The organism is Phenylobacterium sp., assembly GCF_036263695.1.
Taxonomy (GTDB): Bacteria; Pseudomonadota; Alphaproteobacteria; order Caulobacterales; family Caulobacteraceae; genus Phenylobacterium.
Genome location: NZ_DATAGM010000387.1, coordinates 1 through 8,059, shown reverse-complemented (window position 1 = coordinate 8,059; position 8,059 = coordinate 1). Strand labels below are relative to the sequence as shown.

The 8,059-nt window shown below is 74.1% G+C and carries 9 protein-coding genes, 1 tRNA gene and 1 pseudogene; 6 read left to right on the top strand and 5 right to left on the bottom strand.

Going from position 1 to position 8,059, the window contains the following annotated elements; translation table 11 throughout:
• The 5 genes from VHK87_RS15675 to VHK87_RS15655 all read left to right on the top strand — a co-directional run.
• Positions 1-723, top strand: a 723-nt coding sequence (locus tag VHK87_RS15675; protein ID WP_329635825.1) for a HAMP domain-containing sensor histidine kinase, incomplete at its 5' end; no start/stop codon positions are given.
• Entirely contained in the window at positions 720-1,205 is a 486-nt protein-coding gene (locus VHK87_RS15670) for an HPr kinase/phosphorylase (RefSeq protein WP_329635824.1), read from the top strand. The genes VHK87_RS15675 and VHK87_RS15670, both read left to right, overlap by 4 nt.
• 10 nt (positions 1,206-1,215) lie before the next feature.
• Positions 1,216-1,620 (top strand): PTS sugar transporter subunit IIA, encoded by a 405-nt coding sequence (locus tag VHK87_RS15665; RefSeq protein WP_329635823.1) that lies wholly within the window; start codon positions 1,216-1,218, stop codon positions 1,618-1,620.
• Entirely contained in the window at positions 1,617-1,889 is a 273-nt protein-coding gene (locus tag VHK87_RS15660; protein WP_329635822.1) for an HPr family phosphocarrier protein, read from the top strand. The genes VHK87_RS15665 and VHK87_RS15660 overlap by 4 nt, the downstream gene beginning before the upstream one ends.
• Before the next feature lie 55 nt (positions 1,890-1,944).
• Positions 1,945-3,162: a glycosyltransferase family 87 protein gene (locus VHK87_RS15655; protein ID WP_329635821.1), complete on the top strand. Its 1,218-nt coding sequence runs from the start codon at positions 1,945-1,947 to the stop codon at positions 3,160-3,162.
• A 287-nt stretch (positions 3,163-3,449) separates the two neighbouring features.
• Here VHK87_RS15655 and VHK87_RS15650 read toward each other — a convergent pair.
• The 5 genes from VHK87_RS15650 to hemC form a co-directional block, all read right to left on the bottom strand.
• Positions 3,450-3,525, bottom strand: a tRNA-Thr gene (locus VHK87_RS15650).
• 23 nt (positions 3,526-3,548) lie between these two features.
• Positions 3,549-5,090 (bottom strand): heme biosynthesis HemY N-terminal domain-containing protein, encoded by a 1,542-nt coding sequence (locus tag VHK87_RS15645; RefSeq protein WP_329635820.1) that lies wholly within the window; start codon positions 5,088-5,090, stop codon positions 3,549-3,551.
• Positions 5,087-5,962, bottom strand: a complete 876-nt coding sequence (locus tag VHK87_RS15640; RefSeq protein WP_329635819.1) for a hypothetical protein — start codon at positions 5,960-5,962, stop codon at positions 5,087-5,089. The genes VHK87_RS15645 and VHK87_RS15640 overlap by 4 nt, the downstream gene beginning before the upstream one ends.
• Complete coding sequence (locus VHK87_RS15635; RefSeq protein WP_329635818.1) at positions 5,959-6,663, bottom strand: uroporphyrinogen-III synthase; 705 nt, start codon at positions 6,661-6,663, stop codon at positions 5,959-5,961. The genes VHK87_RS15640 and VHK87_RS15635 overlap by 4 nt, the downstream gene beginning before the upstream one ends.
• Positions 6,660-7,616, bottom strand: a complete 957-nt coding sequence (hemC, locus tag VHK87_RS15630) for a hydroxymethylbilane synthase (RefSeq protein WP_329635817.1) — start codon at positions 7,614-7,616, stop codon at positions 6,660-6,662. The genes VHK87_RS15635 and hemC overlap by 4 nt, the downstream gene beginning before the upstream one ends.
• A gap of 69 nt (positions 7,617-7,685) precedes the next feature.
• On the opposite strand from hemC, the pseudogene VHK87_RS15625 reads away from it, so the two are divergent.
• Positions 7,686-8,059: pseudogene (locus VHK87_RS15625) on the top strand (tRNA (adenosine(37)-N6)-threonylcarbamoyltransferase complex transferase subunit TsaD); the annotation flags it as partial.

The window sequence follows — 8,059 nt, the reverse complement described above, 5'->3', positions numbered from 1 at the left end:
CACGCCCTGTCGGAGCGAATGGACGCCATCGAACGTTTCGCCGCCGACGTGGCCCACGAAATCCGCAATCCGCTGACCTCCATGCGCTCGGCCGTCGAGACCCTGGATCTGGTCAAGGACGCCGGCGCCCGCGAGCGGCTGTTCCGCATCCTGCAACAGGACATTCAGCGGCTGGACCGGCTGGTCACCGACATCTCCAACGCCTCGCGCCTGGACGCCGAGCTGTCGCGCGAGGCGCCGCGGGCCCTGGACCTCGGGCGATTGCTGGGGGACGTGGTGAACCTCTACCAGGCCACCATGCGGCCCGGCGAAGTCGCCGTCAGCTTCACCGCCCCGGACACCGTGGAGCCGATCCGCGTCTCCGGCCGCGAGGGGCCGCTCAGCCAGGTGATCCGCAACCTGATCGACAACGCCCGCTCCTTCAGCCCCCAGGGCGGAGAGGTGCGCGTGGCACTGCAGCACCGGGGCGGCCAGGCGATCACCACCGTCGACGACGACGGGCCCGGCATTCCGCCGGAGAACCTGGAGACTGTCTTCGAGCGCTTCTACACCTCGCGCCCCAAGGGCGCAGCGTTCGGCGGCAACTCGGGGCTCGGCCTGTCCATCGCCCGCCAGATCGTCGACGCCCATGGCGGCCAGATCCGGGCCGAGAACCGCACTGGGCCGGACGGCAAGGTGCTGGGCGCCCGGTTCACCATCGCCCTGCCCGAGGCGCGCCATTGATCCTGCACGCCGGCCTGATCGCCTGCCGCTCGGACGGGGCTTGGCGCGGCGCGCTGATCGAGGGCCCGTCCGGCGCCGGCAAGAGCGACCTGGCCCTGCGCTGCCTGGAGGCCGGCTTCCGGCTGGTCGCCGACGACCGCACCCTGGTCTGGACCTCGGCCGGTCGGGTGTTCGGCCGCGCGCCGGAGACCCTGTTCAGCCTGATCGAGGCGCGGGGCCTGGGCGTCCTTCCCGAGCCGGCGCTCCCCTACTGCGAGGTCGTGCTGGTCGCGGCCTGCGCTCCGGCGGAACGGGCGCCCGAGCCCCGGACAGCCGAACGGGCCGGCGGCCAATTGCCGCTCATCTCACTGGCGCCCCTAGAGCCTTCGGCGCCTGCGAAACTGCGTCGCGCAATCGAGCATCTTGGAGCGCGGCCTAAGAGGGCGTATCAAGCCCGGCGCTCGGCCTCGCCATGGCCGTCGACGTCCGGGGATCCCCGTTGAGAAGCAGTCAATGATCGGCCTGGTGATCGTCACTCACGGTCGATTGGCCGAGGAATTCGTCTTCGCCATGGAGCATGTCGTGGGGCCTCAGGCTGCGGTCGCGGCGATCTGCATCGGGCCGGAGGACGACATGGAGCGCCGCCGGCGCGACATCATGAGCGCCTGCGGCCGGGTGGACGACGGCGGCGGCGTGATCCTGCTGACCGACATGTTCGGCGGCACCCCCTCCAACCTCGCCATCTCTGTGATGGAGCAGACCAAGGCCGAGGTCATCGCCGGCCTCAACCTGCCGATGCTGATCAAGCTGGCGAGCGTACGCCAGAAACTGCCGCTGGAGGACTGCGTGGCCGCGGCCCAGGAGGCCGGCCGCAAGTACATCTCCGTGGCCAGCTACGTGCTCGCCGGCGAGAAGTGAGCGCCAGCCGCACCGTCGAGATCATCAACCAGCGCGGGCTGCACGCCCGCGCCTCCGCCAAATTCGTCAAGATGGCCGCCGGGTTCGACGCGGAGGTCACCGTCACCAAGGACGGCACGACCGTCGACGCCCGCTCGATCATGGGCCTGATGATGTTGGCGGCCGGCCCCGGGGCCGAGATCGAGATCGCCGCCGAAGGCCCAGAGGCCGAAGCCGCGCTCGAGGCCCTGTCCCAGCTCGTCGCCAACCGGTTCGACGAGGAGAAGTAGCGGGCCGCACCGCGGGTTAAGCGGGCGGAAATTCGCCGCCGCTAACCTTGGCGCGATGAGCGATCTGCAACGACGACTGCTCCTGGCCTTCGCGCTGCTGCTGGCCGCGCAGACCGCCATCCTGATCGGCAAGTACGTCGCCGACCTGGACGGCGACCGGTTCGGCGGCGACTTCATCGTCTTCTGGGAGGCGGCGCAGCGGGTGCGCCTGGGCGACACCGCGGCCGTCTACGATCCCGAAGGCTGGCGCCGCGCGCTGGCGGCCGGCGCACCGGGAGAGCTTCGGCTTTTCGCCTACCCGCCCTACGCCCTCTTTGGCCTGTGGCCGCTCGGCGGCCTGAGTTACGACGCCGCCGTCCTCTGGTGGTCGCTGGCGCCGCTGCCCGCCTACTTTGCCCTTACCTGGCTGCTCGCCCGGCGATCGGGCCTTGCGCAAGCGGGCTGCGCGGTCGTCCTCGCCGCCACCTTGCCCTTCCTCACGGCCAACCTGTTCACCGGCCAGACCGGCGCCTTCGTCGGCCTGTTCCTGCTGGCGGCGGCTTGGGCCTGGCCGAACCGGCCGATCCTGGCCGGGATCTGCATCGGCCTCGTCGCCATCAAACCGCAGATGGGCGTCTTGCTGCCCTTCGCCCTGGCCGCAGCCGGCCAGTGGCGCGCGTTCGGCGCCGCGGCCGCCACGGTGCTCGCTCTGGCCCTCGCCGCCACCCTCTGGCTCGGCGGCGCGATCTGGAGCGACTACCTCGCCATGACCCAGCTCTTCGGCCAGGTCATCAGCCAGGGCTACGGCGGCATTCGCGAACTGGTGGTCGGCCCCTACGTCTCGCTGAACGCGGCCGGCGCGCCGACACCCCTCGCCACCGCGCTGCAGGCCGCGGTCAGCCTCGCGGTCCTCTCCGTGATCATCGGCGTGTTCCGGCAAAGGCGCGGCGAGTCCGACCCCGGGCGGCTGGACCTGCGCCTTGGACTGCTGTCCGCCGGGACCCTGCTCGCCACACCCTACGCCCTGGCCTACGACACCCCGCTCCTGGCGCTGGTCGTCATCCCGCTGATCGCGCGCGCCTGGCGCCGCGGCTGGGACGGCCTGGAGCTCGCCGCCGTGACGGCGCTGCTGGTCCTGCCCTTCGCGCCCTCGGCGCTGCTGGACGGCCATATGCCGTTCGCGCTCTGCGCTGTGGCGCTCGCCTTCGGCGCCCTCTACCGCCGCTACCGACTGGAGGGCGCGCAGGCCCCTTCGGTCGTGGCGGAGATCATCCCCGCACCGGCGTCGCCCTGATCTATTCAGTGAGCGTCGCGGCGGGTCAGCCCGCCGGCTGAACGGCCGCCCGCGCGCTCAACGCTTCCGCGGATTGGGCCATCCGCAGCCACCGCTCGGCCGAAGCCCGATGTTTCTCTCGGACACCGGGCAGGCTCGCCGCCTGCATCGCCTCAAGAGCGGTCGTCGCCTGCGCGCGATAGCTGGCGGCGGGGTCCTCGCGGGCGGGAGTCGGGGTAGGGCTGGACGCTTGCATCATATGCTAACGCGCAAAGCCCAGCTTCGTTGCGGGCCCGGGACTCTAGGGATGGTGCCGCCTGCGTGACTCGAACACGCGACCTACGCATTACGAATGCGCCGCTCTACCGGCTGAGCTAAGGCGGCCTAGGGCCCGGCTAGGGGAGGGCCTATTTAGCGGCCCTTGGGGCGTTCGCCAAGCGGCGGCGCACAGCGGAGCGTCGCGGCGCGCGCGAGGCGCGGTCCGGGGCGGCCGCCGGGGGCGGCTCGGGGGCCTCCTCGTCGTAGCCGTCATAGGCGCCCGGATAGAGCAGCGCCTCCAGGTCCGGCGCGCCGAGCAGCGGGGCGGAGTCGGCGTAGAGAGCCGGCAGTTCGGGCAGTTCGGTCATCGTCCGCTCGCGCCGCTCCAGCCGCGGGTGGATCAGCTCGCCGGTCTCGGCGAAGGCGGAGACCAGGCGCGCCCAGTCGCTGGGCAGGTAGGCGAAGGCGCGGCCCTCGGGGTCGAGGTCGGACCAGTCGGCCTCCTGCGGGGCGGCTAGGCCCCGGGTGGTCCACATCCTGGCCTCGTCCGGCTCGCGGGCGGCGTAGGCCAGGCGGGCGAACAGGCCCGCTGTGCGCGCGGTGAGCGGCTCGGCCTGCAGCGCATTGGCGGCCTCGCGGGCGGCCAGGGGATCGCCGGCGATCAGCGCCTGCTCAACGGCCAGGATGCGGCTCTCGCGGTGGTTCGGGTTCAGGGCCACCAGGGCGCCGAGCCGCTCGGCCCGCTGGCGGGGCGTCTCGTCGGTGATGAGGTCGCGGTAGGCGAGCCACAGGGCCGGGTGAGGCGCGGCCTTCCAGGCGCCTTCGATCAGGCCGGCGGCGCGCTGGGCCTTGCCGTCGCGGGCCAGGAGGCGGGCGGCCATCACCACGCCGGGGGCGAAGCCGGGCTGCAGCTTGGCGGCCTCCTGGGCGCGGTCGGCGGCCAGGGCGCGGGCCTTGGCGTCGGTCTCGGCCTCGAGCCTGGCGGCGGAGGCGGCCAGCAGGGCGGCGCGGGCGCGCTCGGCGACCAGCGGCGAGACCACCTTGCGATCGACGCCCGAGCGGACCAGGGCCAGCGCCCCGTCCCAGTCGCCGGCCTCCAGCTTGGCCTCCAGCACGGCGCGCCAAGCCCAGCGGGCGGTGCGCGGCAGGGCGTAGGCGGCCTCGGCGTGGCCCAGGGCCTGATCGCGCTGGCCGGCGTCGGCGGCCAGCATCATCAGTCCCTTGTGGCCGGCCAGCCGCATGTCCGGGAAGCTCAGCATGGCGGTGTAGGCGGCGTGGGCGGCGGCCGCATCGCCGGCCACGTCGGCGGCCAGCGCAGCCAGCACCCGCACCAGGCCGGGGGTGTCTTCGGCGAGGTCCGCGGCCTTGGCGGCCAGGCGCCGGGCCTCCGAGCCGTCGGCGGCGGCGACGGCCAGGAAGCCGCGGGTCAGCACCTCGTTCGCCTGCCGGCGGCGGATCTCGGCGCGGATTCGGGCCCCGCGCCGGGGCGCTTCCAGAATCCACAGCGCGAGCCGCCAGACGATGGTCGCCACCAGCGAGAAGCCGAGGATCAGCAGGGCGGCGGCGGCCGCGGTCATGTCCGCGCGCCAGCCCAGCCACACGAGGCTGGCTCTTCCCGGCTCGCCGGTGACCGCCAGGATGGCGACGATCATACCGGCGACGAGGACGAAGGCGAGCGCGGCGCGGATCATGGGGCCGCTCCCGCCGTTGGCGGCTGGGCCGTGCGGGTGAGCTGAGCCAGGGCCTGGCTGCGCAGGGCGGCGACCCGGCGGTCGATCTCGGCCCGGCGCTCGGCGCGGGACAGCCAGGGGCCGAGGGCTTCGCGGCCGGCCGGCGGCAGGCCGTAGAGGGTGCGCACGGCGCGGTCCACCTGGCCGTCCTCCAGCTGCCGCTCGGCGCGGGCGAGGATGGCGTCGGGCCCATCGCCGGGCACGTCGCCGACCTGACGCAGGGTGACGATGCGCGAGAAGGCGTGGCCGACGCGGGCCAGGAGGCTCGCGCCCTCGCCGGGCGCGCGGCTGGCGACGGCGGCGCGGGCCGCGTAGTCGGGGAAGCTGTCGGCGAGGGCCGCGCGGCTGGGCGCGCCAGCCCGGGCCAGGGGCGCCAGGGCGGCGAGTTCGGACAGGTTCGGCGCCGCCGTGCGCAGGGCCGCCAGCTCCTCGGCGAAGCCGCCGGTCCCCTGCGAGGCGTCGATCAGCGCCGCGGCGGCGAGGGCCGCGGCGGCGGCCTCGGCGCTGCGGGCCTGGGCCTGCTCCAGAGCTGCGAGCCGCTCGCCCACCGCGCCGAGTTCGGCGGGGATCGGCGCGGCGGTCAGCGGGACCGGCTCGGCCGGCGCCGGCGAAAGGGGGGCGGCAAGGGCGGGGGCCGGCTCTGCGACAGGCTCGGGCGCTTCCGGTCGCAGGGTGAAAGGCTTGGGTCCCAACACGCCCAGCAGCCAGCCGATCAGCACCGCCAGCACCACCAGGGCCGCGAAGGCGGCGCGGCCGAGCCCGGTCCGCCGCGGCCGGGCGTAGCTCGCCGGGTCGCGGGGGGCGGTCATCTGGGCTTCGTCAGCGGCGCTCATGGCGTGTCGATCAGCCTCAACAGGTCGGCTTCCGCCGGCCGGGCGGGATAGAGCTTCGCCGACAGGGAGAGTGCCGCCAAGGGGGCGAGCGCGGCTTGCGACATTCCGAGCGCCCGAAGTTGCGGCAGGGGGCTTTCGCGCAACAGGTCGGCCAGCGCCCGCCCCCCCTTGGCCGAGTGGATCAGCACGTCGTCCATCCGCTTCAGCCGGTTCAGCTCCCGTTTGCCGAGCTTCACCGGCACGCTCTCGTAGACGTCGATCCGCCGGGCCTGCAGTCCGTGGGCGGTCAGCGCGCCCACCAGGTCGCCGGCCGGCTCGGTGGCGGAAGGGTGCAGGATCGGCCCGTCGCCGAAGGTGTGCCGCCCGATGATCGCCTGGGCCAAGGCCTGCACGTCGCCGTCGGCCGAGAGCACCGTGCCGAAGCCCGCCTCCTGCGCCGCCAGGGCCGTCGCCCCGCCCACCGCATAGACCTTGAGGTCGCGCCGCCCGCAGCCCTGGGCGAAGGCCCGCACGGCGTTGGCGCTGGTGAAGGCGAGCGCGGTGATGTCGTCCACGTCCGGCGTCACGCCGGCGAGGCGGCGGACCTCCAGCAGCGGCAGGACGAAGGGCTCGTGGCCCAGCGCCCGGACCCGGCCGGCGGTGGCGTCGGCGCCCGGGCGGGCGCGGGTGATCCACACCTGGCGCCCGCGCCTGCGCCTCATCCGAGGACGATGGCCTCGCCGGCCTCGTCGCGGATCGCCGTGCCGAGCGAGGTCCCGAGGTCGCGGGCGGCCTCGTTGGGCGAGGCGAGCGCCGAGAGCTCGGCCGAGGCCTCTCGGCGGAAGCGGGTGGAGCCGTCCGGCGTCAGCGCCTCGACGATCAGCTGCAGCTGGCCGCCGGCCAGCCAGGCGTGGGCCCCGATGGGCGTGCGGCAGGAGCCCTCCAGCGCCCGCAACGCGCCGCGCTCGGCGGCGACCGCCAGGGTCGTGGCGGGATCCCGCACCGCCTCCAGCCAGGGAGCGTCCTGGTCCTTCACCCGGGTCTCGATCGCCAGCGCGCCCTGGCCGGGGGCCGGCGGCGACTCGTAGGGGTCGAGCACGCTCCGGGCGTGGCCCTCCAGACCGAGGCGCTTCAGGCCCGCCAAGGCCAGCAGGATGGCGTCGGCCTCGCCGTCGGCCAGCTTGCGGATGCGGGTGTCGACGTTGCCGCGCAGCAGCTGGATGTCGAGGTCGGGCCGCTTGTGCAGCGACTGGGCCTGCCGGCGCAGGGAGGCGGTGCCCAGGCGCGCGCCCTGCGGCAGGTCCTCGAGGCGCTCCACGGCGTGGCTCAGGAAGGCGTCGCGCGGGTCCTCGCGCTCGGGGATGGCGGCGATGGTCAGGCCTTCGGGGCAGTCGGCCGGCACGTCCTTCATCGAATGGACGGCGCAGTCGATCCGGCCCTCCAGCAGCGCCTCCTCGATCTCCTTGGTGAAAAGTGCCTTGCCGCCGATCTCGAGCAGCCGGCGGTCCTGCACCCGGTCCCCGGTGGTGGTGATGATCACCAGCGGGGCGACCTTGTCGGCGTCCTCCGGTCCGGCCCCCAGGGCCGCGGCGATGCGGCGCTGCATCTGGCCGGCCTGGGCCAGGGAAAGCTTGGAGCCGCGCGCCCCGATCCGGACGAGTGGTTGCGTAGCCACGATGGGGCGTCTACCTCGCAGGCTGAAGGAGCCCCGTCAGCTACAGGAGCCGGGGGCAGGCCGCAACGGATGACCGACCTCACCGTCCTTGGACTGGAGACCAGCTGCGACGAGACCGCCGCCGCCGTCGTGCGGCGCGGCGCCGACGGGCGCGTGCAGGTGCTCTCCTCGGTGATCGCCAGCCAGATCGCCGAGCACGCCCCCTACGGCGGCGTGGTGCCGGAGATCGCCGCCCGGGCGCATGTGGAATCCATCGACGTCATCGCCGCTCAGGCGATGGCCGAGGCCGGGGTGACCTATGCGGACCTCACCGGCGTCGCGGCGACGGCCGGGCCTGGCCTAGTGGGCGGGGTGATGGTGGGCCTGTCGTTTGGCAAGGCGATCTCGCTGGCGCGGGGGCTGCCGCTGATCGCGGTGAACCACCTGGAGGGGCATGCGGTGTC